The organism is Hufsiella arboris, from assembly GCF_009834875.1.
GTDB classification, from domain to species: domain Bacteria; phylum Bacteroidota; class Bacteroidia; order Sphingobacteriales; family Sphingobacteriaceae; genus Hufsiella_A; species Hufsiella_A arboris.
The window spans coordinates 246,168-270,380 of record NZ_WVHT01000006.1; the positions used below are offsets into that span (position 1 = coordinate 246,168).

The window sequence follows — 24,213 nt, forward strand, 5'->3', positions numbered from 1 at the left end:
TTATGAGTTCCAGATACTGTTATCATCGCTGAATGAAATTATTTTCCGGTATTGAATGTATCGCAGTGGCAACGTAGCAACCAGCCAGAAACAGCTTACGCCAATCACGCCGATAATCCCTGCATGGAAATATTTAACCACCAGAACCGTCAGCGGAATATGAAAAAAGCAGGGAATCAGTGAAGTATACATTTGCAGTTTGATACGGCCGGTTCCATTTAAAAAGGTAGAAAATACAGCGGCAACTAATGTTAGAATTGTAAATACACCCACCGTAACGGTTAGATACAGGGGAATCTGAACCAGTTCACCAAGCCATATCCGGTAGATAAATGATGAACCGATCACCATCAGAAAACAGGCTGCGGAAAACAGCAGCGCCATATTCAGCAGCTTTTTCATAATCGAGTTGAGCCATTCTTTATTTCGCTTTACGTAGGCTTCAGTAAAATGCGTCCAGAATGGCAGCAGAATCATTCCCTGCAGCATGATCGGAACATTGAAATATTTGGAAACCACGTTATATCGGGTCACATCTTCATTCCCGAAGAAGTGAGATATCATAAAATTATTGGTTGTAAAAACTACAATTGCCGAAATCTGGATCACAAAGAATTTTAAGCTTAGCGAAGTCAGCGTCCGGGCATATTTAAAATCCGCCGTAGTAGCTGATGGACTGAAATCCTTAAACGTTTTATTGTAAAGAATGACACTTAAAATCAGGGTGACGACAATCGGGGTAAAACAAAAGAGCGTGGCCAAGCTGAGAAGGCTTCCGGCCGGAGCCGTTTGGGTGAATATCCAGATAATACCCAGGTTCACGAAGTTGGACAAGAAAATGATCAGGTATTCCAAACCCGGCCGATGCAGCGCATACGCAACGCTGGCAATAGGCTTCAGGATAAAGGAAATAAAAAATGAAACCCCGACAATAATGAGCAAAAGTTTGAAATCCGAATAACTAAGATCTTCGGGGATATGCAAAACATTATGCCAGTTCAGCAAATAAATTACTCCAAATACAACTGCCAGCCCAATTAAGGACATGATTCCAAGCAAGCCATAGGTTGTGCTGACATAGGTTTTCGCCAATTTGAAATCTTTCTCAGCGATTGCTTCCGTCAATTTATTTCGTAAGCCGTTAGACAAGCCGATATCCATAATACTCAGCCAGCCGATCATGGAACTAACCGTTAGCCACAAACCGTACGAAGCTGAGGATACGAACTTAATCGACACCGGAATAATCAGCAGCTGTATGGCGATATTTCCTCCGCGAAGGATAAAAAGAGAAATGATACTCTTTAACGTCCGGTTATTGAACGAGGCTTTTTCTTTGATTTTTAAAATTGCAGTAACCATCTTCACTTTATTGCTCGTAATAACCATAGTCGTGGTGGTAGCCATAACCGTATTTGCTTCCCTGTTTAATGCCGTTAAACACCAGGTTCAAATTTTTAAATTTCTTTTGTTTGTGTATCAAATCCACAAACTGCAACCGCTCCCTCGGAGTATAGTCATGCCGGATGATATAAAGCGTGGTGTCGGCAAAATCTTCAATAATCTGCGAATCGGTAACAACGCCAACCGGTGGCGCATCAATTATGATATAGTCGAAACGGGATTTCAGGTCTTCAAATAACTCTTTAAGTTTCGGACTGATCAAAAGCTCAGCAGGATTCGGTGGTATGGGTCCGGAAGTTATAATGTAAAAGTTTTCCTGCTCCGGTACCGCCGTTATGACATTGTCGATCGTTTCCTGCCCGATAAGGAAGTTGCTTATTCCTTTTATATTCGGCATTTTCAATGCAACATGCAGCTTCGGTTTTCGAAGGTCCATTTCCAGGATAACGGTGCGTTTACCGGTCATCGCGAGACTGGCTCCAAGATTCAACGACACAAATGACTTACCTTCGCCGCTCATACTCGATGTGAACAAAATGCTTTGAATGCCTTTGCCTGGCGATAAAAACGCAAGATTTGTTCGCAGCGCACGTATCTGTTCGGCTATGGCGGTTCGGCCGAGTTTGCTAACAACCAGCGCTTCCTTGTTATCTGTCTCAGCAATCTCTCCGATAATCGGTGCACTGGTAAATTTCTCGATTTCGCGGCGGTTACGAACACGATCGTTCATCAGATCCCGGCCGTAAACTACGCCAAATGGAACTATTAATCCCACCACAGCGAAAAGCAGGAATATATTTTTCTTCACTGGTTTCACGGGCAACACGCTGCTTCGCGCTTTGTCAACGGTGCGACTATCGTAAACGGCGGAAGCGTAAGACAAGGCTGTTTCTTCGCGCTTTTTCAGCAGATAAGTGTAAAGATCATTTTTTATCGCTTGCTGACGGCTGATGTCGACCAATGTTCGTTCCTTGACAGGAATGGTACGAATGGTCGACTCTATTCCCCTGTTTTGTGTTTCGAGCTGGTCGCGGGTTATCTCGATATTCTTTTTCAGTGTTTGAATATTATCGTAGATATTGGCTTTTATACTGCGGATTTGATCGTCGAGCGATTGTACGATCGGGTTGTCAGGTTTGATAATGCGGATTGTGCTTTGCCGCTGCGTTTGCAATTTAGTAAGCGTTTCAATCAGGCTCAGAAGCGTCGGATCGCTAACACCTAAAGTCGCAGGAACGGTTCCTGAATTATCACCAGTTGAACTGACATACCTTTCGATGCTGTTCAACACGCCCTGCTGTATCTTGACCTGCGAAAGCTGCTGATCATTTTGCTGAACGTTTTGCAGGAATAATTGCGATTCTGTACTTATATCGGTAATTCCTTCACTCGATTTGAAGTTTTGCACGTTTTTCTCAACGCTGGTTAATTCCTGCGATATCAGCTTTAAGCGTTCATCAACAAACACGAGTGTATTAGCTGCAACCTTGTTTTTATCCGCGAGGCCGGCATTGTTATAAGCGTCGACCAATTTATTCAAAATATCAACGCCTCTGGCTGGCACCGCATCCTGCAAATTAAGTAACAACACTGACGACATCTTGCTGCTTGTTTCAACGGTCAGGTTATGGATATAATTTTCAACTACCCATTCGGTTTTCCTGAGTACGGCTTCAACTTCTTTTACATCGGGAGATTTGCCGCTTAGCTCGATGCGAAAAGTTCCGAAACTGGTTTTAACAGGCGTGTTTAACGGCACTTTTGCATCATTAAGTTCGACAGTTTGCCGGTCAACAATTTTAATTTGCAGCGGCTTCTTATACGTTTCCCCGTTGTCTTTCAAAATATGTACATACACCGGTGAGTTCTTGTAAAGCTCTGTCTTCGTCAAACCTTCTTTCGAAAAATAGGAAGCCTGAAGGTTCAGATTATTTACAACCTTTTCCATCAGCGTATAAGATTTTAAGATGACGATCTCATTATCTACAATCTTATTAGACGAAAAAATATCAAGCTCTTTCATGAGATCGTCTTCGCCTACTCCCTTATCCTGATCTTTAATCAGGATGCTGCTTTGAACGTTATATAAAGGTGTTTGCAATTTCAGGTAAACGAAGGCCAATACCAGGGCAAGCAAAATTGAAATGACGAACCATTTCCAGTAAGCCAGGTATTTTGAAATTAATTCCTTGAAATTAAATTCATTCTGAGGCTCTTCGTGCTGAAAGAAAAAAGAATCATTGGGCAGATTATTCATTTATTCCTTTTTAGATGTAAGAATTACGGGTGCAGATTATTTCAAGATCACTGTCAGCAGAGATACTGCGCTGATCAGCAATGGCAATAACTGCACAAGTCTGTCGGTTGATGTCAACTTTCCACTTGAAGGCTCGACGTACACTACGTCGTTAGCATGCAGGTAATAATACGGCGAGTTAAACATGTTCCGGCTGGTAAGATCAACGTGGCCGAACTCGCGTTTTCCATCGGTTTCACGCACAACCATTATATTTTTTCGTTTTCCGTAAATAGTAAGATCGCCGGCAAGCGCTAAAGCTTGTGGGACCGTGATCTGCTCATTAGGTATCGTGTAAACCGATGGTCGTACAACTTCTCCCAAAATCGATATCTTAAAATTTATCAGCCTGACATTTACGGTTGGCTGCTGCAGATATTTATCGAGCTTTTCAGTGATCAGATCGGTTGTTTGTTTAACGGTTAAACCGGAAACCTTTAATTTTCCTACCAACGGCAAAGTGATATTTCCATCAACATCAATCAGATATCCTTCGGCGGCAGCCGGTGCGTTGTTGGTAATGTTTTGCGATGTGTTCGCTCTTGAAGCTTCAACGTAGGGATTAAACATCGAATTGGCTTCAGGACTCAAACTGTTCACCATCACAGAAAGTATATCACCTGTTTGCAGCTTAATAACATAGGCCTGTTGTACGTTCATTGCAGTCAAAGAATCTTTGGTGTTGGTGCTTTGAAAATATGTAACGTCTTTTTGGCTCACACATGAGAAAAAGCCAAAACTTATAAAAAGAAATAAAAAGTTTCTGAAAATCCTATTCTTCATAAAATGATTAAAATGTCCATAATTTGAAAGCCGTTTAAAGGCTTTCATTGTTGGGAACGTCTCCCGAAATGCCAGTTAAAAAATGGCTCGGTCAATCATCTATGCAGTTTAAATGCAAGGCTTTCTGGCTTTTTAAGTAGCTGTTCATTAATATGTTTTTCATAGGTAGTGGGCAAATTACTTACTAATCCACCAATTATTATTTTGACAATAAACCTTGGTTTCTTTACATCAATTTCAACCTAAACGGTCCTTTATAAGAAATATTTCAATAAAATGTTTTTTAATTAACTAAATCAAAATCGTGATTTACTCATTTTACTTAATTAATAGATGATTGGTTACGTTAAATTTTAATAAAAGTATAAATGGCCGATAGTCACCGGAATAGGCGTGGCAAATAAAATTTAGTGTTAGAAAAAAAGCAAAGGGCTTTCAGTCAGATGTAATTAAGAAAGGGAGTGTGAAATTGCCTAATGAAAATTAAACAAAGGTACAGACTGCTTTAGAAAATATAATATCGTTAATAAAATAAGCGATACACATACATTCGCAATGATGTAAACATACAAATCTGAAGGGATTGCTACAGATACTTTTTGTTTGGTCTTTTTCTTGGTTAGCACGATCTGAAAAACTAAATGCAATTAACAAAAAAAACGCCTTAAGCCGACCGGAAGATAACTTTTTACGTAACTTTTTACAAACAAGCCCGTTGGCTAATAAAAACCAAAAAAACATTTAATAAAAATTAGATTTTGTTAATACAATTTACTTCCCGTGGAAGCGTTTCAAATTTTATCTACCGAATAAAACAAGTTTAAATACTGCTATCTACCCTTATGTTAAACATTTTCAGAAAAAAAATCTCAGAAATCAGTTTCGAAAATATCGGGATTGATATTCATTCTCACTTACTTCCGGGCCTTGATGACGGCTCAAAAACTATCATTCAAAGCGTTGATTTTATCAAACGTTTGCAAAAGTTTGGTTTTGAAAAGTTTGTTTGTACGCCACATATCTTCATGGAGGTATATCCCAATAACAAAGAAACTATTTCTGCTGCCCTGGCGTCTTTAAATTCACTTCCTGAAATTAAGTCAATGCCTGTTACGGTTGAAGCTGCAGCCGAATACATGATGGATGAAAACTTTGATGACCTATTATTGAACGACCAGGTGCTGTGTTTACCTGATAATCATGTGCTTATCGAAATGTCATACCAGGTTGAATCACGGAACATCAGCCAATATGTTTTTAACCTGCTCGCGAAAGGATATAAGCCGATTTTAGCGCATCCGGAAAGATATACTTATTATCACGACAATATGCAGCCACTTATAGCGCTTAAAGACGCCGGATGTTTGTTCCAGCTTAACCTATTATCAGTAACAGGATATTACGGCAAACGGGTAAAAGCAGCCGCTGTTAAGTTATTGAGTGAAAAGCTCATTGATTTCGCTGGCACCGATCTTCACCACGAGAGACATTTAAGGATGTTTGAAGATATTACCAAATGGCAGGATTGCTATCATTATCTACGGAATTATCCATTCAGAAACAGAGAATTATTTGGCATGTCATTGACATCTGTCAAAGCATCTTAATATTTCAAAACTATTCCCTTAATATTTAATTTGTTAACATTTGCAACGTATCTTTGCGAACTCAACAACTTTTTATGGGAAATACTGAAAAAACTTCGAAAAAAGATCCGGATGTAGTTCTTATTGGCGCCGGTATTATGAGCGCAACACTCGGTATTATGCTGAAAGAATTTCAGCCTGATATTAAGATCGAAGTTTTTGAACGACTGGATGTTATCGCTGGTGAAAGTTCCGATGCATGGAACAATGCCGGCACAGGCCATTCTGCTTTATGCGAGCTAAATTACACTCCTCAAAAAGCTGACGGGTCGGTCGATATTTCAAAAGCTATAAAAATCGCAGAACAATTTGAAGTATCGAAGGAATTCTGGGCATATCTTGTAAAAAATAAAATTGTTGGTTCTCCGGAGACATTCATTAGCAGCGTCCCGCACATGAGTTTCGTTTGGGGCGAAAAGAACGTTTCATTTCTCAAAAAACGCCATGAAGCGTTAACCCAAAACAACCTTTTTAAAGGGATGGAATATTCAGAAGATCACCAGCAGATATCCGAATGGATGCCATTGGTAATGGGTGGCCGTAAAAAGAGCCAGAAAGTTGCAGCAACAAAAATGGATATTGGTACCGACGTTAATTTTGGTGCACTTTCACGTGAGCTATTCGATTACCTTGGAAAACTTGAAGGTGTAAAAATTAGCCTGAGCAGCGAGGTACGTGATATTTATCAAGATAAAAAAGGTAAGTGGCATTTGGAACTTAAAAACCTTCAAACAAAGAAAAAACGGCAGCTTTGCACACGTTTTATATTTGTTGGCGCAGGTGGCGGTTCACTTCCACTCCTGGAAAAATCTGACATTCCTGAAAGCAAAGGATATGGAGGCTTCCCGGTAAGCGGTCAGTGGTTGAAATGCACCAATCCTGAAATCATAAAAAAACATGAAGCTAAAGTATATGGAAAAGCTGCCGTTGGTTCTCCGCCAATGTCAGTTCCACACCTTGACACCCGTATGATTAACGGTGAAAAAGCGCTGCTGTTTGGTCCATACGCCGGTTTTACTACGAAATTTTTGAAAAACGGATCGATACTGGATTTGCCTAAATCAATTAAAATAAGCAACATCCGCCCGATGCTGGCCGCAGGCCTTGATAATATCCCACTGACAAAATATTTGATTAACCAGGTTCGGCAAAGTCCTGAAGACAGGCTTAATGCGTTAAAGGAATATTTTCCGGAAGCAAAAATGGAAGATTGGGAACTTGAGATCGCAGGACAACGTGTACAGGTAATCAAGAAAGACGAAAAGCAAGGCGGCGTTCTTGAATTTGGTACAGAAGTAGTCACCTCGTCTGATGGGAGTATTTCCGCATTGCTCGGTGCTTCTCCCGGCGCTTCCACTTCGGTTTCAATTATGTTTGAGCTTATCGAACGCTGCTTTAACAATCAGTTTAACTCGGAGGCTTGGCAACAAAAAATCAGGGACATGATTCCGACGTTTGGTAAATCATTAAACGATTCGGCCGAATTATGTGAGGAAACACGAACTCAAACAAGCGACTTACTAAAACTACAGGTCGAGGAAAAAATGCATTAACAGGTTATATGGCCTATAAAGAATAGGCTACATAACTATCTCCCGATTTCGTTCCGAGTTTACCTCCGCCGCAGGCAATTACCACATATTGCTTTCCATTTACCTGGAAAATAGCCGGCGTAGCGAATCCAGACGCCGGTAAATTAAAAGTTGCGAGTAATTTCCCGTTACGCTTGTTAAATGCCCGGAGCTTCGAATCGCTGGTCGCGGCGATAAAAACGATTCCTCCTGCCGTAACAACCGGACCACCATAATTTTCGGTACCTGTCGGAGCGCCATTATTTTTAAATCGCGCATCATTACCTAGCGGAATTTTCCACTCGAACTTACCGCTTTCCATATTAATCGCATTTAATGTACCCCAAGGCGGACTAATTGCAGGATATCCTTCCTTACTTAGAAATTTATTATACCCGGTGTTTGTATAAGGCATATCCAGATAAGGGTCATCCGCCTTCGGCTGGGCTTTGAACGATTTGGATTGTAATCCTTTGTCGTCAAGAACAAAAGAGGCAATTGCATTCTTCTCTTCCTCATTTAACTGCTTAAACGCGGGCATCATTCTGCGGCCGGTTGAAATAAGTTGTTTAAAGCTAACAAGATTGTATCGCTTATTTATTCCAATAAGGCTTGGATAATTTCCAGATCCTTCGCGCTGTGGGCCGTGACAGGCAATGCAATTTTGTAAGTACAGCGATTTCCCAGCAAGCAAATTGCTTTGCGAAACAGGCGATTCCTTTTTTATCGCGATCATTTTCAGCACCCAGGGCATCTCATTCGCATTAACGTAAAGCAACTTACTTTTCGGATCGAACGCTGCGCCTCCCCACTCGCCGCCGCCATCAAATCCGGGGAATAAAACAGTGCCTTGTTTTGATGGCGGATTAAACATATTGCCATTTTTATAAGAGGCGAGCTGTTGTATTATTTCTCGTTGTGAATCTTCCGGCAATAACTTGTTAACGTCTGCTTCAGTAAACTTTTGCCTCATAAACGGTTCAGGCAAGCTTGGTATAGGTTGGGTTGGCCAAAGTTTTTCCCCGTCAAGCTCGGTATCTGTTGGTACAGCCGTTTCTTTAACAGGATATAAAGGCTTGCCAGTTTCGCGATTTAACACAAAGACAAATCCTGTTTTAGTGGTTTGCGCCAGAGCATCAATCTCTTTTCCATCCTTATTTATTGTAAAAAGTACTGGCGGCGCCGGAAGATCGCGGTCCCAAACATCGTGGTGGATATCCTGGAAATACCAGACAAGCTTCCCTGTTGAGGCATTGAGCGCGACCAGGCAATCAGCAAAAAGATTATAACCGGTTCGTTTACCACCGTAAAAATCAAATGATGCGGAACCTATCGGAGCGTAAACGATGCCTCGCTTTTCATCAAGACTGAAACCGCTCCAGCAATTTGCTCCGCCAATATGTTTGTATGCCTCTTTATCCTCCCATGAGTCATAGCCCTGCTCGCCGGGATGCGGAATAGTATGAAACAGCCATGCCAGTTTACCGGTTTTTACATCGAAGGCCCGTATATGCCCGGGAGCGGCGTTCGCGCCTTCATCAACACGTGAACCGAGGATCAGTAAATTGTTAAAAATAACGCCCGGAGTGGTGCAGCTTACAAAAAGATCTTTAACATCACGACCCAGCCCTTCATGTAAATCCAGTTTCCCCTTTATACCAAAATCACTTACCGGCTTTCCCGTTTTAGCGTTAATAGCATACAGCTCAGAACCTGCCGTGTAAAAAATCCTTTTGTCCTGCTTCCCGTCCGTCCAGTATGTAACACCCCTGCAGTTGTTCAGAATAAAGAACATTTTTTTGTCGGAACTGAGAGAGTCAAAAGGATTAAACATCCATTTTATTTTTCCAGTGGATGCGTTCAGGGCAAACAGCTTCATTTGCGGAGAGGTACCGTATAAAATACTGTCTATTACTATCGGGTTACATTGGATTTGGGAATGATTTACTGTATCAGCATCGCCTGTATCAAATTGCCATGCTACTTTTAATTTTGATACGTTGCTGGTATCAATTTCATCAAGCGTTGAATATTTGATATTTGTTTTAGAACCGTTGTAGACCTGCCAGGAATCATGTTTTTCAGTTGATGAATGGCAAGCAAATAAACAGCTCAAAGCGTAAATCGGGAGTGAAAACCTGAAAAGTTTTTCAGAACGAATACTAAATTTTATCATTTGGTTTATAGCTGATATTGAGAAATCAACCTTTGGTTGATCCTAAAATACAGCTAATCCAGTACATGAAGAAAAATTGTTAACGTTCTTTCAAGATCCTGGTTCCAAGATATAAAACAACCAGATCTTCCATCAGACCTATTAACGGGTCAGGCAGATTAGCTTGCTTTACAAGCCTTTTCCGCAGATAAAAAAACAGATATGTTGAACCAATTGCTGAAACTGCGCCAATTATGCCGCCAGCTAAGGCCGGCCTGTTTTGCTTTTTACTGATTACCGCGGCAGATAATGCTCCGGACAACACACGGGCTATTACGCCTCCAGCTTTTGTCCGGTTTGGCGTCCACGGAAGTTTATCGCCAATAAATTCCAGCGCTACGTTTGTGCCGGTGATTGCCGACGTTACCGGTGACTCCATAAATTTAAAGTATGAATCCTGAAGCGATTTCGGGCTCCTTTGACAAAGGCGGCTTGTGAACGCCGGTGCTGCGGATGCGCGCATGCCTGCCATAATTCCGGCCAATATTTCATTCCTGAAGTTATTCTGCACAATTAAAACACGACCATCTTCTGCGATCCATAGTTTGGCGTATTCCAGATCTGCGGTTTTAAAACCTTTAGATTGTCCGGGCACAATTGCTGTAAACGCATCTGAAAAATATTTGACCAAATCGTAATTACTGACAATAGCAATCCGGTTCCACTTTGAAAAATTTTGCAATCCCAGCTTTAGGTCGTTAAACCACGCGCCGAGACTGAAATTGGGAAGTTCCGTATCTATGAAAAGCAAAAAATTAATTTTTCCGGTCCGCGAGATCAGGTCATTAATGGCTGGAATAACAACTTTTTCATAGTCATCTTTAGTCACCTGGCCAGTCGCCCGAAAACCGGCAGCGTTGGAAGGTAAATCATTGAACTGCTCTATCATAGTCACGTTTTTTAACTAACATTGAAATGCCGCTAATGTTGAAAACATTTGACAATCTTCAGCAGCTTTCCAGTTGGCAGACATTGGGATTTAATTAATTTCGCAGTCTGTTAACTACTTGATATTATTTAGTATTATGAATAGATTTTTGTGCGCATCCTTATTTGTTGCCTCTACGGCTCTTCTCTCCTGCCAGACGGCTTCAACCACCACGGTTGCTTCGTCAGCTGATTCTGCAGTTGCGGAAAAAACTGACTCAGCAACATCGGAAACGGCTAAAGCTGCTGATCCATCAACGGTTAAAGTAGCAAGCGCCGCCACTATTCTTGCCCGCAAGCAAGTGCCTGTGCTTTGTTATCACCAGATCCGCGACTGGAAGCCGACTGATTCTAAAACTGCAAAGGACTATATCGTTCCAATCCAGGCATTTAAGGATCAGATTAAAATGCTGGCTGACAGTGGTTACCACACCATTTCAACCGATCAGCTTTACGATTACCTGAATACAGGTGCTGCTCTGCCATCAAAACCGATTTTATTAACGTTTGACGATACCGATCTTGATCAGTATACGATCGCGGCTCCAACCTTAAAAAAGTACGGATTTAAGGCTATGTATTTTATTATGACCGTATCGCTTGGTCGCCCGCATTATATGAGTTCGGAACAGGTAAAAGCCCTTTCTGACGAAGGAAATGAAATTGGAAGCCATACCTGGGATCATCACAACTTTAAAAAATACCAGGGCAAAGACTGGGAAACTCAGATTGACAAGCCAACCAAGAAGCTTGAAGAAATAACCGGCAAAAAGATGAAGTATTTCGCTTATCCATTTGGTTTGTGGAATGCTGAAGGAATTCCTGAACTTAAGAAACGCGGATTTTTAGCAGCTTTTCAACTCGCCGAAAAACGTGATCAAAATGATCCGTTATTCACTATCAGACGGATCATTGCAAGCGGCTACTGGGCGCCAAAAACATTACGCAACAGTATTGTAAACAGTTTTTAAAGGTTATTATTAAGATTTGTGGTTTGTCTAACACACAAACCACAAATCTTTTTTATCCGGGATGGAACATGCCGTTTAACATCTTATAGAGCTCCGGGTGCCGGCTCTCCAAAAGCTCCGACCGCTCGAAAAAATATTCGGAAACAACCGCCAAAAACTCTCCTTCATTTTCGGCGGCGTAGGGATTAATATCTGACTTACCCTTCTCAATGTCTTTCATTTCATGGTGCACCATTTTTAACCAGGGTATTGTATAACTGTGGCTTAACAGGATTTCGGGCACGCCATCCACCGTTCCATCGCTTTTATCCAGCAAATGGACAAACTCATGCACACCGGTATTTTGCTTGTCATCCTTGTTTATGAAACCAGCTCTTAACGATGATTTCGACAAAATCATCTGGCCGTTCATATAACCCTCACCAACCATGCCCATCGTGTTGCGCCCAGAACCTTCATATTGAAACTCCTTGTCGAAAACGTCAGGATAAAGAATCACATTAGTTAGATTGTGATATCGCCAGTCTGGAAAACCAAAAATCGGGATAACGGCGCTCGCCGCAACCAATACCTTGTCAAGTTCTTCAATTTCAGTTCCTATAGCTTCAATTTTTGTGTGAGACAGGAACGTTACGATCTTCTGTTCGAAAATTGCCTTCTTATCTGCACCCAGCTTTTGGTAGAAGCCGACAAAAGTTTCAAGCAATAGCTTTATTTCCGTAAGTTCCTTTTCAGTTACCGGCTTCCCCGGTTTACCGCTGCGGAGATAAACTATGATAAAAATTATAAGTACTGCCGCGCAAATCAGGTAGATCATTTGTCTTTTAGTTGTTCCATTGCGTGTAGACTCATCATTTCTTTCATTGTGCGTTGCATCGCATCGCCCGATCCGTCAAGAAAGATAACGTTGCCTTTTGAATTTTCAGAGAAATGTTTGATGGCTTCTGTCCACATCGTAAACAGAATTACTGAAGTGTCCATGTTAGCCTGCTCCATTTCTTTCGCGGCCAATGTCATACCTTTTGCAACTTCTTCGCGAAACAACGCGATACCCTGGCCACGGAGCTGTGCGGCCTGGCGTTCGGCCTCAGCGGCAATCTTAATCGCGTTTCCTTCCGCTTCGGCAGATTTAGTTTTAGTAATTAATAAAGCCTGGCCTTCGTTTTCTGCTGCGGCCTTTAAATTGTTGGACGCCACAACCTGACTCATTGATTTCATAATAACATCATCAAACGTAATGTCATTTAACTGAAGATCCTGTAAATGATATCCCCAGCTCTCCAATATCTGGTCAATCTGTTCTTTTACGTGTTCAACAATGTCGCGTCTTAAAATCAATACATCTGCCTGCTTTTTTGTAGCTACGAAAGCACGAATCGATCCTTCGACAGTGCGGATCAGCGCCTGCATAAGATTTCGCTCGTCGACAAACTTAAAAGCTACATTTTTAATACTTTGCTCATTATCATCCAAAACCGAATAGAGGAGCATTGCCTTAAAATAAACATTTGCCTGGTCAACGGTTACCGCCTGGAACTCCAGTTCCACGGACCGGTTTTGAATAGAAATACGCGAATATATTTGTTCAATAAGCGGAATTTTGAAGTTTAATCCCGGTTGTAAAATCCGGCGATATTTGCCGAAAACAGTCACTACCGCGATTGTTCCCTGCTTCACGGTCACAAACGAAGAAAACAGGATCACAAGCACAACGAACAAGGAAATTGCTAAGGTTAAATTCATTGATTTGATTTTAATAACTAAAGATATTTTATTTATCTAAACTCAGATAGTTATGTAGAGTAATTATTTAAGACATAGCTGCAATCGGTTGCTATTCATCGAAAATTTTTAAAATTTAACAATTCGTTAACACTTTGGCATTTTATATGCTTTATCTTTGTATCATACAAAGGGAGAAATTCCTTTTCTATATTAGGTTTATAATTGGTTAGTTTGAAGCTTCTTGCCCATCAAGAAGCTTCTTTTTTTATGATGGATCCATTTTCTTCAGCATTATCAGATTTCTATAACAAAAATAGCCAGGATATATTATGGCTTAATAACTCATATGGAGAACCGGAAAAAATGCCTGTTGAAGTCTTCTTTCGGGAAGAAGAAGATATTTCCGACCTTGAATATTATGCGCTGGAATTGTCAAGCGGTAGAATTCTGGATGTAGGTGCTGGTGCAGGCTGCCATTCACTTATTCTGCAGCAGTGGGAAGCTGATGTGACAGCGTTGGAGATTAACAAAGTTGCAGCGGAAATCATGAAAGATCGTGGTGTAAAAAATATACGCTGCGCTGATTTCTTCAATTATAATGACGAAAAATTTGACACCCTGCTTCTTTTGATGAATGGCGTCGGGATTTGCGGCACATTAAAAGGCCTTTCAAATTTCCTTCAGCAAGCTAAAAAATTACTTAATGTCGGCGGCCAGTTGCTATTCGACTCTTCCGATGTTTCATATCTTAAGGCAGATGGAAGTAAACTCAGCGAAAACTATTTTGGCGAGATCTCCTACCAATACGTTTACAAAGATATTGCAGGCGAATGGTTCGACTGGCTTTACGTTGATCAGAATGCGTTAACCGCTATCGCGCTACAAGCCGGATGGAACACCGAGATAATGTACGAAGATGAAGACGATCAGTATCTTGCCAGGTTAACTCTTGCCGGCTAAAAAATCTCGATACCATTTTCCTGATGATTTAATAATACGTGTCTGCGTGTCGAAGTCAATGTAAATAAGCCCGAATCTTGGGTGATAGCCTTCGGCCCATTCAAAATTATCGGTAAGCGTCCACACGAAATAGCCGTCGATTTTCAAACCCTCTTGTTTTGCTTTAACAACCTGGCTGAGATAATTTTCCAGGTAGCTTACGCGAAGTGGATCATCAACTTCTCCGTTCACAAGCTCATCGGGAAAGGCAGCGCCATTTTCGGTGATGATGATCTTTTTAACTTGGTTATACCCGTTAAACTTTTTAATCATCTCATAGATCGACTGCGGATAGACTTCCCATTTCATGGCGGTTACCGGGACCTTTCGCTTAAGTGCGCCGACCAGCTTCGCATGCATGTATGGTGTAAACAACGAATATCTAACTACTTCCCTGGTGTAATTTTGCAGGCCAATAAAATCAAAATCGAATTTCAGCTTATCAGCATCATCAGGTTGAAAGTACTTTTCTATCTGCCTTAAAAATGGAATATCCTGGTAAGGATAGCCTAATCCAAGAGATGGCTCAATAAATAACCTGTTAAGTAACGCGTCAACTCTAGCCGCCGCGTTCACATCACGCTGCTTTTGAGAAAATGGCTCTACCAGTGAGCAGGAAAATGTAGTGCCGATGTTTGCTTCGGGAAGTAAGTCGCGCAGCAATGCACCGCCCTGTGCCTGGCATAAAGTAGCGTGATGAACTGCCGGTAAAAAATTTTTAAGGCCCGTTCTACCAGGCGCGTGAATTCCAAGGAAATAACCAGCACCGGTAAATACTAGCGGCTCATTTAAAACCATCCAGTTTTTAACACGGTCGCCAAATTTATTGGCACATAGCTCAACATAATCCAGGAACCATGAAACGATATCCCTGTTCGTCCAGCCGCCTTTTAATTCGAGGGCATGCGGGAGATCCCAATGATAAAGCGTTAACCAGGGTTCGACGTTTTGCTCGAGGCAGTAATCGATTACTTTATTATAGTGATCAATTCCTTTCTGGTTTATCTGACCGGTCCCAGCAGGGAAAATACGTGACCAGGCAACCGAAAAACGAAAATTAGGAATATTAAGCTCGCGAATTAAATCGATGTCGCCTTCATAGGCGTTATAAAAATCACAAGCAGTTTGCGCATGATGATTCTGGTTTATCTTTCCTTTGATACCCGAAAATACGTCCCATATAGACAAACCTTTTCCATCACTGAGATGAGAGCCTTCCGTTTGATATGCAGCTGCCGATACCCCCCAGGAAAACTGGTCGCCGAATGAATTTTTAGTAAACACTATTCCTGTTTAACGTAGCGGCGATAATTTTTCAGTAGTAATATCTATACGGCCGAAAAAAAGAACGCATACTTCGTACGATTAACCACTTTTTGATTTTTTCCAAAAGCCTTCCCATAACCAACTATTTGTACAATCATACAAATCAACTATTAACTTATGGTTAGCTGAAGTTTAAGCTATTAACTTATAAAGTGATACAGAAAAACTGCTTCGCCGGTAAAAGCTGGCTTTCTCTGATCTTTTATTTCAAGTTCAATACCAATATTCGCTTTCGTAACACCACGCAGATTGGCTATGGCAACAAGCTTCACTTTTAAACGTACTTCGCTGTTTACCGTAACCGGCTGCGCGAAACGTAAGTGTTCGATACCGTAGTTGATCTCCATTTTTAAATTGCGGATATCAATTATCTGTTTCCACAAATATGGAATTAGAGAAAGGGTTAGATAGCCATGTGCAATGGTAGATTTAAAGGGGCCTTCTTCTACCGCCCTGGTTTCATCCACATGGATCCATTGATGATCTAACGTAGCGTCGGCGAATTGGTTAATTTGCTGTTGGTTGATTTGGTGCCATTCAGAGACACCTAGCTCCTTACCTGCATGCGCAGCAAATTCGTCGTAATTATTTATTATAAGCATAGCTGGAAATAACAGACTAATTTATCTTAATTGAAAAATCTGCTTCGAAAACGTGTCCTTTTTCAACTTTTTGAATATTTTCTTTTTGAGAGATATCCACTATTTTACCTTCTGTATCAGCGCAGCCCAGCCATGGTTCGATACAGCAAAATGGTGCACCTGGCTTGGCCCAAATTCCAAGGTAATTAAAATGAGGAAAAGTAACTTCTACAGAGTTATTGTGCTCTGTACTGCGTAAGCTGACTTTCCGTGATTGAATATTTTTAAACACAAGGGCGTCATCATCAAACAAATGAGTTGTCAAATGAAGCTTGTTTCCCGTGGTAGCAACTTCCTTCGTTTCGCCGTTGAAGTAGCCATTTGATGATAAGGAATGTGTATAAAGCGGTTCTTCCTTGTCAAATTCCAGATAATAATCTTCATAATTTTCCCCGGCAAAAAAAGGAACATTAAAAGCCGGATGCGCACCTACAGAAAAATAAACGGCTTGTGTATCGCGGTTTATTATTTTATAGGTCTGTGTTAGCTCGCTTCCGGTAAGTTCAAACAGAACCTGAAATTCGAATTTATAAGGATAATCCTGAAATGTATCTGCACTGTAATGCAGGGAAAGCTCCGCATAATCCGGCTTAGCTTCAAGTTTGGTAAATTGTGACTGCCGGGCAAAACCATGTCGAAACATCGGATAAGATGCGCCGTTAATATGAATTTCATTATTAACGCACCCCCCTACAACAGGAAACAGATTTGGCGCCCGCCCGGCCCAAATGTCCGGCTTACCGTACCAGATATGTTCGACGTTGTTGCGTTTATCAAAGATGGAGGTCAGCTCTGCTCCTTTTGAATTGATCGTTACTTTTAAGAGTTCGTTTTCAAGGTTAATCATAATGTTATCATTAACTTCTAATTAGGCGTCTTGTTCTGCTGCTGCTGCGGTTTTTTCTTTTTCCAGTTGCGCCGTTTGTTGTTGTCGTTGCTTGATTTAGCCTTCGGATTATAAACCGGTGCATCACCGAAGCCTTCCGGTAACGACAGTTTGTCAATTTCGCGGCCAATTAAGTTCTCTATACTGGAAAACCGGCGCTGATCTTTTTCATTGATGAACGTAATAGCAGTTCCGGTCGATTCAGCTCTCGCCGTGCGGCCGATCCGGTGAATATAATCTTCAGGATCCGGTGGAACGTCGAAGTTAACTACAAGGTCGATCCCTGTGATATCGATACCGCGGGAAAGAACGTCGGTACCGATAATAACGCGAAGCTGCTTGTTTTTAAAAGAGCGCATGATAATTTCTCTTTCAGACTGATCCAAATCAGAGTGGAACGCTTTCGACTCAATTTTGATCTTTTTGAAGCTTTTTTCGAGATCTTTTACTTTGTCCTTTCGTGATGCGAATACGATGATACTTTTATATTCAGTGTCTTTGAGCAACGATTCTATTAGTGGGATCTTCTGCTCATCAAATACCATATAAGCCTGCTGCAAAATTCCGCTTGCAGGCTGTGATATCGCGACGTTAATCTGCTCAGGTTCATGAAGCAACTTATTGGCAAGTGTCCGTATTTTAGGCGGCATAGTAGCCGAAAACAAAAGAGTCTGGCGTTTTTTGGGCAGATAACTTACGATTCGCATGATGTCATCGCTGAAACCCATATCCAGCATTCTGTCGGCCTCGTCCAGTACTAAATGCTGGAGATAATCAAGCTTAACAATTCCGGATACCAGGTGGGCAATCAGGCGGCCCGGAGTTGCGATGATAATATCTGTCCCATGTATTAATGCCCGGCGTTGCTGCTCATAAACACTTCCGTCGCCACCGCCATAAACGGCAATAGAACTTACGTCGGTGAAATAGGAAAATCCTTCAACATGCTGATCTATCTGAACCGCGAGTTCTCTCGTTGGAACCAGGATCAGCGTACTTACATGCCGGTCTTTACTTTGAATTATGTGATGCATAACCGGCAAAATGAAGGATGCAGTTTTACCGGTACCTGTTTGCGCACAGGCAATCAGGTCTTTGTTTTGCAATATCGCGGGGATAGCTTGCTGTTGAATAGCGGTTGGCTGTTTGTAACCCATGTTACTCAGGCCTTCCATCAGCTGCCCGTCTAAGTTAAAATCGTCGAATGTCAATTTATTTATTTCAAGAATGGCCTTAAAATTACTAAAATATTCCGACTAGGTTTTACTTAGCTTTAAGAAGATAAAGAAGCATGTAATTATTTCAGTTTAAATCACTTGCTATCAGCCATTTTTACAGGCGGGTCCGTTATTGAGCGACATATTTTCAGGTTTTTAAATCAAATAAGAAATGGTCGGTGTTTTGATAAAAAATGAGTACTATGAATTTCAATAACTTTACGATCAAAGCCCAGGAAGCAATTCAAAAAGCTTCAGAAATTGCTGCAGGAAATCAGCAGCAGGCAATTGAAACTGCTCATATATTAAAAGGATTACTTACTGTTGATGAGAACGTTGTAAGCTATCTCCTTAAAAAACTCAACGTAAATTTAAACCGTGTTAACAGCGTACTTGACGCGCAAATACAGAGCTTTCCGAAAGTAAGCGGCAGCGAAATTTATTTATCGTCATCCGCCAACAGCGCTTTACAGAAAGCACAATCGTACCTTAAAGAGTTTAAGGATGAGTTTGTATCCGTGGAACATATTCTGCTTGGAATTTTAACCGTTGGCGATAAAACAAGTTCCATCTTAAAAGACGCTGGTGTTACAGAAAAAGACCTTAAAAAAGCCATTACTGAGCTGCGCGGCGACAGTCGGGTAACCGATCAAAATGCCGAAGCAACGTATAATGCATTGAACAAATATGCCCGCAACCTAAATGAATATGCGTCGAGCGGAAAGTTGGATCCGGTGATTGGCCGCGACGAGGAAATCCGCCGTGTAATACAGATATTAAGCCGCCGTACAAAAAACAACCCAATTTTAATTGGCGAACCGGGCGTAGGTAAAACTGCGATTGCAGAAGGAATCGCCTTTCGTATCATCAAGGGCGACGTTCCCGAAAATTTAAAAAGCAAGGTTGTTTACTCCCTTGACATGGGCGCATTAGTTGCCGGTGCCAAGTATAAAGGAGAGTTTGAAGAACGTTTAAAAGCAGTTGTTAAAGAGGTTACTCAAAGCGACGGTGAAATAGTTTTGTTTATTGACGAAATACATACATTAGTTGGCGCTGGAGGTGGTGAAGGTGCAATGGACGCAGCAAACATCTTAAAACCCGCCCTTGCACGCGGTGAATTAAGGGCTATCGGTGCTACCACTTTGAACGAATACCAGAAATACCTTGAAAAAGACAAAGCTCTTGAGCGTCGTTTTCAAAAGGTAACGGTAGACGAACCTGACACACAGGATGCAATTTCTATCCTGAGAGGTTTAAAAGAACGCTACGAAACCCACCATAAAGTGCGGATAAAGGACGAAGCAATCATTTCGGCTGTTGAACTATCGCAACGTTATATTTCCGATCGTTTTTTACCTGATAAGGCTATTGACCTGATGGACGAAGCTGCTTCAAAACTCCGTCTTGAAATGGATTCAGTTCCTGAAGCGGTTGATGAACTTGAACGGCGTATCATGCAGCTTGAAATCGAACGGGAAGCGATTAAGCGTGAAAATGACGATAAGAAAGTAAACGACCTCTCGCTGGAAATTGCCAACTTATCGGCAGATCGTGACTCCGTCAAGGCCAGTTGGCAGGTTGAAAAAGATCTGGTCGACGCTATCAATGCGCATATCGAACAAATTGAAGGTTATAAACTCGAAGCCGAGCAGGCAGAACGCGCCGGCGATTACGGTAAAGTAGCCGAGCTTCGCTATGGAAAAATCAAGGAGGCGCAGGATGAGGTTGAAAAGCTTAAAAAAGAGCTGGATGAAAAGCAGCTGAACGGCCGCATGCTGAAAGAAGAAGTTACATCCGAAGATATTGCTGGCGTTGTTTCCAGGTGGACCGGTATTCCGGTTACCAAAATGATCCAGAGCGAACGTGAAAAGCTGTTAAATCTCGAGGAAGAATTGCACAAACGTGTTGCAGGACAACAGGAAGCAATTGAAGCTATTTCCGACGCTATAAGACGATCAAGAGCAGGTTTGCATGATAAACGTAAACCGATCGGTTCCTTTATATTTCTTGGAACAACAGGCGTCGGTAAGACCGAGCTTGCAAAAGCACTTGCCGAATTCCTGTTCAACGACGAACATTCGATGGTACGCATTGACATGAGCGAATACCAGGAAAGACATGCCGTGAGTCGCCTCATCGGTGCGCCTCCGGGATATGTCGGATATGATGAAGGCGGCCAGTTAACAGAAGCTGTAAGGCGCAAACCTTATTCGGTTATTTTGCTTGATGAGATTGAAAAAGCACATCCGGATGTATTCAATATCTTGCTCCAGGTATTAGATGACGGTCGTTTAACTGATAACAAAGGCCGGGTGGTAAACTTTAAAAACACCATTATCATCATGACTTCTAATATCGGCTCGCATTTGATACAGGAAAATTTCAAGGAACTGAATGAGAACAATGAGGATGAGATCGTTGCTAAAACCAAAAACGAGCTGTTCGATCTCTTGAAGCAAACCATTCGCCCGGAGTTTTTAAACCGTATTGATGATCTGATCATGTTCACGCCACTTGGTCGAAGCGAAATACGCGACATTGTCACTCTCCAGTTTAAAAATGTTCAGCAGTCTCTGGCTGAAATGGGAATAGAACTGGAAGCCTCGGGTGAGGCCCTGGATTGGCTCGCGCAATTGGGCTATGATCCTCAATTTGGTGCCCGCCCCTTGAAAAGGGTTATACAGAAACGTATTCTTAACGAGCTTTCCAAAGATATCTTAGCAGGAAAAGTTGATAAGGATAGCAAAATTAAGCTTGATGTATTTGATAATCACTTTGTATTTCTCAATGCGTCCGAGCAGGTTGAATCCTGATTAAAAAATAAATCAAAAACCATCCACATACCATGGATGGTTTTTTTTATGCTTATTTTTAAAAGTTGTTGCACCATCAATTTGCAGCGAACTAACATCATTACCTAATACCTATGAGTACGGCTTTTAAAATCGCTGCTACGTTTCTGATTTTAAGCATATTATGGATCACACTAAGCGATTACGCGGTTTTGATGCTTCCGTTTGATATCAGGATACTCCAAATAATCAATATTTTTAAAGGGTATTTTTTCGTAACCATTACATCAATCCTTCTTTACCTGTTGATTAATAGCGGCAGCAAAAAACTTTTGCAAAAGCAAAAAATGCTTGCCGATGCACAGGAACTCGCCAAAGTCGGTGGTTGGGAATATAATATTACACGAAAAAAATTCAAGCTTTCACCCGAGCTGCAATCAGCGTTAAACGTGGTCGCCCCTAATGAATATTCGGAAGTTTCTTCAATTTGGGAGTACATTCATCCTGAAGATATTGAACGGGTAAAGACTGCATTGGAGGAGACAATTGCTAAGGGAATTGACCTAAGAATCAATCACCGCATTGTTAAACCAGACGGGCAAATAAGGCATATCAGCGAGATCGGCAAACTGGAAACAGATCCCAACGGAGAAAGCTATATCTATGGCACAGCGCAGGACATAACAGAAACCATCCAGCTCCAAAACACACTGGAGCTCACGAGCGAAGAGAATAGAATCTTCGGTGATATGCTCGACAAGGTTGAGAGTTTAATTATCATGACAGACATTAACGCCGTAACAACCTGGGTAAATTCGGCCTTTGAACGCGTCAGCGGTTATAATCTTCGCGACGTCAAGGGAAAACATATTGCAAGCTATTTGATCGATAAACAGATATCTGAAAACAATCTTAACAAACTAAACAACTGTATCAGGCAAAAAAAATACTGCAATATCGAATTGCTCAACCATAAAAAAAATGGCGATGCATATTGGGTAGAAATGAATTTCAACCCCATGTTCGATAAAAATGACAAACATATTGGCTACATCGCAATCGAAGCCGATATTACAGAAAGAAAAAACGCTGAGGAGAAAATCAGCGCACAGAATTCATTACTAAGAGAAGTTACCTGGCTAACGTCGCATGAAATTCGCAGGCCGATATCTTCCCTGCTGGCGCTTCATGAATTGCTTAAAGACAGTAACAGCTTGATTGAAAAAGAAGAGTATTTCGACATGATCGATTTATGTATCAGGGATATTGATAACATTGTAAAAAAAATCAACACAAATATTAATAAGATTGACAACAATTTGACTAACATCGATGATCAATTCAAGAAGAACATTCATTAAATCTGCAGCAATCGGCTCAATAGCCGGCTTACTGGTTCCTGAAATCGTTTCGGCGGCTAAAACGCCAAGCAAACAAGGTAAAATAACTTTACAGGATAACGACATCATCTTGTTTCAGGGTGATTCGATAACCGATTCAGGCAGGCAAAAAAATAACGCCGAGAAAAATAACAACTCTGCGCTTGGTAATGGCTACGCGCTGCTAACTGCCGCACGGCTGCTGCAAAAATATCCTGAAAAAAACTTGTCGATTTATAACCGCGGGATTAGCGGTAACAAGGTTTACCAGCTCGCTGAACGGTGGGAAGACGACTGCCTGAATCTCAAGCCTACAATCCTGAGCATCCTTATCGGTGTAAATGACTTCTGGCATACACTGACCGGTGGTTATAAGGGAACTGTAACTACTTATAAAAACGACTTTGAGGCTCTTCTCGATAAAACAAAACAGAAGCTTCCTAACGTTAAATTAATTATCGGGCAGCCATTTGCGCTAACTGGCGTTAAAGCGGTTGACAGTTCGTGGTTTCCGGCCTTTACCGACTACCAAAATTCGGCCAGGGAGATCGCGGATAAATACCAGGCACATTACATCCCGTACCAAAAAATATTTGATCAGGCCGCAAAAACCGGATCACCATCCTATTGGACGGGCGATGGCGTTCATCCAAGCTTGGCTGGTGGCCAGCTTATGGCTGAATCATGGCTTGATTTAATTAAATAGGAGAAATGGGTGATTATGATAAGTCACCCTCTTTTGTTCCTCCTACATTCTCTGAATGTGAAATTTGCTTTCCGGTTGGAATTTCCGGATGCGGTTTTTCAGATTCAGGGTTATGAAATGGTTCGTTCCTGGTTTCATAAAGTCCTTCCGTTCTTGAAGTATGGCTTTCGTTGTTCTCGGCAAAACCTGTCGGATTTGAGTGCGGATCCTTTATGGTTCTGCGTTTGCGATACTCCTCTTCAGTTTCTGACCCCGCAGTGCCAAAATTGTTATTGGCGGTTAGCGGATCTTCGTCTTCTTTGTGCTTATTAGATTCCATAATTTGTTTTTAATAAGTACAAGTCAAACATCCAGTGGTTTTAAAAAAATAAAACTGTCGTCAATGCTGCGTGTTGAATTTAAAAATCCCTATGAAAACTATTAAATTCTCCATTGCTGCCTTTTTGATCGCTATCGCGTTTCAGTCAATGGCTCAAACCAAACAACCGAAAGATAGCGTTGCAAATAACAAGAGCGGTGTGAAAAGAACCCCTGAAAACACCTCTCACCACCTGCAATCGTCGCCCGGTACATCTGACAGTGTTACGAAAGCAGTTTCGTCCGATAAAGATCATAATTCCCGCGGTTCGGCGAAAGATGCCATGAAAAAAGCAAATCCGGATTCGGTTAATGGCAAAAAACGTGTGACCGGTTATCCCGGCAATTCACCTAAACCTAAGAAAGACTAGT

At 41.5% G+C, this 24,213-nt stretch carries 20 protein-coding genes; 8 read left to right on the plus strand and 12 right to left on the minus strand.

Features of this window, described 5'->3' with window-relative positions; genetic code table 11:
• The 3 genes from GS399_RS14200 to GS399_RS14210 are packed head-to-tail and all read right to left on the minus strand — an operon-like array spanning position 1 to position 4,483.
• Positions 1-1,407 carry a lipopolysaccharide biosynthesis protein gene (locus GS399_RS14200; protein WP_160845304.1) on the minus strand — a complete coding sequence of 469 codons (1,407 nt, stop codon included), beginning with the start codon at positions 1,405-1,407 and terminating at the stop codon, positions 1-3.
• Positions 1,370-3,661, minus strand: coding sequence for a GumC family protein (locus tag GS399_RS14205; RefSeq protein WP_160845305.1), 2,292 nt, complete (start codon positions 3,659-3,661; stop codon positions 1,370-1,372). The genes GS399_RS14200 and GS399_RS14205 overlap by 38 nt, the downstream gene beginning before the upstream one ends.
• A 36-nt stretch (positions 3,662-3,697) precedes the next feature.
• Complete coding sequence (locus GS399_RS14210; RefSeq protein WP_160845306.1) at positions 3,698-4,483, minus strand: polysaccharide biosynthesis/export family protein; 786 nt, start codon at positions 4,481-4,483, stop codon at positions 3,698-3,700.
• A gap of 842 nt (positions 4,484-5,325) precedes the next feature.
• Here GS399_RS14210 and GS399_RS14215 point away from each other — a divergent pair.
• Entirely contained in the window at positions 5,326-6,090 is a 765-nt protein-coding gene (locus GS399_RS14215) for a tyrosine-protein phosphatase (RefSeq protein WP_160845307.1), read from the plus strand.
• A gap of 74 nt (positions 6,091-6,164) precedes the next feature.
• Positions 6,165-7,682, plus strand: a complete 1,518-nt coding sequence (locus GS399_RS14220) for a malate:quinone oxidoreductase (RefSeq protein WP_160845308.1) — start codon at positions 6,165-6,167, stop codon at positions 7,680-7,682.
• Between the two features lie 13 nt (positions 7,683-7,695).
• Here the strand turns inward: GS399_RS14220 and GS399_RS14225 are convergent, their stop codons facing one another.
• Together GS399_RS14225 and GS399_RS14230 are read right to left on the minus strand one after the other, a co-directional pair.
• Positions 7,696-9,876, minus strand: a complete 2,181-nt coding sequence (locus tag GS399_RS14225) for a c-type cytochrome (protein WP_160845309.1) — start codon at positions 9,874-9,876, stop codon at positions 7,696-7,698.
• A gap of 79 nt (positions 9,877-9,955) precedes the next feature.
• Positions 9,956-10,804, minus strand: coding sequence for an STAS/SEC14 domain-containing protein (locus tag GS399_RS14230; protein WP_160845310.1), 849 nt, complete (start codon positions 10,802-10,804; stop codon positions 9,956-9,958).
• 136 nt (positions 10,805-10,940) lie between these two features.
• Here GS399_RS14230 and GS399_RS14235 point away from each other — a divergent pair, with 136 nt between their 5' ends.
• Positions 10,941-11,813, plus strand: coding sequence for a polysaccharide deacetylase family protein (locus GS399_RS14235; RefSeq protein ID WP_160845311.1), 873 nt, complete (start codon positions 10,941-10,943; stop codon positions 11,811-11,813).
• A gap of 52 nt (positions 11,814-11,865) precedes the next feature.
• Here the strand turns inward: GS399_RS14235 and GS399_RS14240 are convergent, their stop codons facing one another.
• Positions 11,866-12,630, minus strand: coding sequence for a M90 family metallopeptidase (locus tag GS399_RS14240; RefSeq protein WP_160845312.1), 765 nt, complete (start codon positions 12,628-12,630; stop codon positions 11,866-11,868).
• Positions 12,627-13,556, minus strand: coding sequence for an SPFH domain-containing protein (locus GS399_RS14245; protein ID WP_160845313.1), 930 nt, complete (start codon positions 13,554-13,556; stop codon positions 12,627-12,629). The genes GS399_RS14240 and GS399_RS14245 overlap by 4 nt, the downstream gene beginning before the upstream one ends.
• 249 nt (positions 13,557-13,805) lie before the next feature.
• Here GS399_RS14245 and GS399_RS14250 point away from each other — a divergent pair, with 249 nt between their 5' ends.
• The gene (locus tag GS399_RS14250; RefSeq protein WP_369410127.1) at positions 13,806-14,498 is read left to right on the plus strand and encodes a class I SAM-dependent methyltransferase; all 693 of its coding nucleotides are present in this window, start codon (positions 13,806-13,808) and stop codon (positions 14,496-14,498) included.
• Here the strand turns inward: GS399_RS14250 and GS399_RS14255 are convergent.
• The 4 genes from GS399_RS14255 to GS399_RS14270 all read right to left on the minus strand — a co-directional run bounded on the left by GS399_RS14255 (position 14,481) and on the right by GS399_RS14270 (position 18,601).
• On the minus strand, positions 14,481-15,824 hold the full coding sequence (locus GS399_RS14255) for a GH1 family beta-glucosidase (RefSeq protein WP_160845370.1): 1,344 nt from the start codon (positions 15,822-15,824) through the stop codon (positions 14,481-14,483). The genes GS399_RS14250 and GS399_RS14255 overlap by 18 nt on opposite strands.
• Before the next feature lie 179 nt (positions 15,825-16,003).
• Positions 16,004-16,465, minus strand: coding sequence for a MaoC family dehydratase (locus tag GS399_RS14260; RefSeq protein ID WP_160845314.1), 462 nt, complete (start codon positions 16,463-16,465; stop codon positions 16,004-16,006).
• 16 nt (positions 16,466-16,481) lie between these two features.
• Positions 16,482-17,351: an aldose 1-epimerase family protein gene (locus tag GS399_RS14265; RefSeq protein WP_160845315.1), complete on the minus strand. Its 870-nt coding sequence runs from the start codon at positions 17,349-17,351 to the stop codon at positions 16,482-16,484.
• Between the two features lie 17 nt (positions 17,352-17,368).
• Complete coding sequence (locus GS399_RS14270; protein WP_202409467.1) at positions 17,369-18,601, minus strand: DEAD/DEAH box helicase; 1,233 nt, start codon at positions 18,599-18,601, stop codon at positions 17,369-17,371.
• A gap of 209 nt (positions 18,602-18,810) precedes the next feature.
• On the opposite strand from GS399_RS14270, the gene clpB reads away from it, so the two are divergent.
• From clpB to GS399_RS14285, 3 genes are all read left to right on the plus strand, one after another.
• Positions 18,811-21,420 (plus strand): ATP-dependent chaperone ClpB, encoded by a 2,610-nt coding sequence (gene clpB / locus GS399_RS14275; RefSeq protein WP_160845316.1) that lies wholly within the window; start codon positions 18,811-18,813, stop codon positions 21,418-21,420.
• A 113-nt stretch (positions 21,421-21,533) separates the two neighbouring features.
• Entirely contained in the window at positions 21,534-22,760 is a 1,227-nt protein-coding gene (locus GS399_RS14280) for a PAS domain S-box protein (RefSeq protein ID WP_160845317.1), read from the plus strand.
• A complete protein-coding gene (locus GS399_RS14285) occupies positions 22,732-23,484 on the plus strand; it encodes an SGNH/GDSL hydrolase family protein (RefSeq protein WP_160845318.1) in 753 nt (250 codons plus the stop codon). The genes GS399_RS14280 and GS399_RS14285 overlap by 29 nt, the downstream gene beginning before the upstream one ends.
• Positions 23,485-23,497: 13 nt before the next feature.
• Here GS399_RS14285 and GS399_RS14290 read toward each other — a convergent pair whose 3' ends face one another.
• On the minus strand, positions 23,498-23,803 hold the full coding sequence (locus GS399_RS14290) for a hypothetical protein (protein ID WP_160845319.1): 306 nt from the start codon (positions 23,801-23,803) through the stop codon (positions 23,498-23,500).
• A gap of 91 nt (positions 23,804-23,894) precedes the next feature.
• On the opposite strand from GS399_RS14290, the gene GS399_RS14295 reads away from it, so the two are divergent.
• Positions 23,895-24,212 carry a hypothetical protein gene (locus GS399_RS14295; protein WP_160845320.1) on the plus strand — a complete coding sequence of 106 codons (318 nt, stop codon included), beginning with the start codon at positions 23,895-23,897 and terminating at the stop codon, positions 24,210-24,212.
• Position 24,213: the final 1 nt, after the last annotated feature.

What these genes read in the sequence shown, in the direction of transcription:
- GS399_RS14220 (WP_160845308.1), top strand. Translation starts at nt 6,165, where the DNA reads ATGGGAAATACTGAAAAAACTTCGAAAAAAGATCCGGATGTAGTTCTT.
- GS399_RS14215 (WP_160845307.1), top strand. Translation starts at nt 5,326, where the DNA reads ATGTTAAACATTTTCAGAAAAAAAATCTCAGAAATCAGTTTCGAAAAT.
- GS399_RS14235 (WP_160845311.1), top strand. Translation starts at nt 10,941, where the DNA reads ATGAATAGATTTTTGTGCGCATCCTTATTTGTTGCCTCTACGGCTCTT.
- GS399_RS14280 (WP_160845317.1), top strand. Translation starts at nt 21,534, where the DNA reads ATGAGTACGGCTTTTAAAATCGCTGCTACGTTTCTGATTTTAAGCATA.
- GS399_RS14245 (WP_160845313.1), bottom strand. Translation starts at nt 13,556, where the DNA reads ATGAATTTAACCTTAGCAATTTCCTTGTTCGTTGTGCTTGTGATCCTG.
- GS399_RS14250 (WP_369410127.1), top strand. Translation starts at nt 13,806, where the DNA reads ATGATGGATCCATTTTCTTCAGCATTATCAGATTTCTATAACAAAAAT.
- GS399_RS14290 (WP_160845319.1), bottom strand. Translation starts at nt 23,803, where the DNA reads ATGGAATCTAATAAGCACAAAGAAGACGAAGATCCGCTAACCGCCAAT.
- GS399_RS14205 (WP_160845305.1), bottom strand. Translation starts at nt 3,661, where the DNA reads ATGAATAATCTGCCCAATGATTCTTTTTTCTTTCAGCACGAAGAGCCT.
- GS399_RS14295 (WP_160845320.1), top strand. Translation starts at nt 23,895, where the DNA reads ATGAAAACTATTAAATTCTCCATTGCTGCCTTTTTGATCGCTATCGCG.
- GS399_RS14230 (WP_160845310.1), bottom strand. Translation starts at nt 10,804, where the DNA reads ATGATAGAGCAGTTCAATGATTTACCTTCCAACGCTGCCGGTTTTCGG.
- clpB (WP_160845316.1), top strand. Translation starts at nt 18,811, where the DNA reads ATGAATTTCAATAACTTTACGATCAAAGCCCAGGAAGCAATTCAAAAA.
- GS399_RS14285 (WP_160845318.1), top strand. Translation starts at nt 22,732, where the DNA reads ATGATCAATTCAAGAAGAACATTCATTAAATCTGCAGCAATCGGCTCA.
- GS399_RS14210 (WP_160845306.1), bottom strand. Translation starts at nt 4,483, where the DNA reads ATGAAGAATAGGATTTTCAGAAACTTTTTATTTCTTTTTATAAGTTTT.
- GS399_RS14260 (WP_160845314.1), bottom strand. Translation starts at nt 16,465, where the DNA reads ATGCTTATAATAAATAATTACGACGAATTTGCTGCGCATGCAGGTAAG.
- GS399_RS14225 (WP_160845309.1), bottom strand. Translation starts at nt 9,876, where the DNA reads ATGATAAAATTTAGTATTCGTTCTGAAAAACTTTTCAGGTTTTCACTC.
- GS399_RS14240 (WP_160845312.1), bottom strand. Translation starts at nt 12,630, where the DNA reads ATGATCTACCTGATTTGCGCGGCAGTACTTATAATTTTTATCATAGTT.
- GS399_RS14200 (WP_160845304.1), bottom strand. Translation starts at nt 1,407, where the DNA reads ATGGCTACCACCACGACTATGGTTATTACGAGCAATAAAGTGAAGATG.
- GS399_RS14265 (WP_160845315.1), bottom strand. Translation starts at nt 17,351, where the DNA reads ATGATTAACCTTGAAAACGAACTCTTAAAAGTAACGATCAATTCAAAA.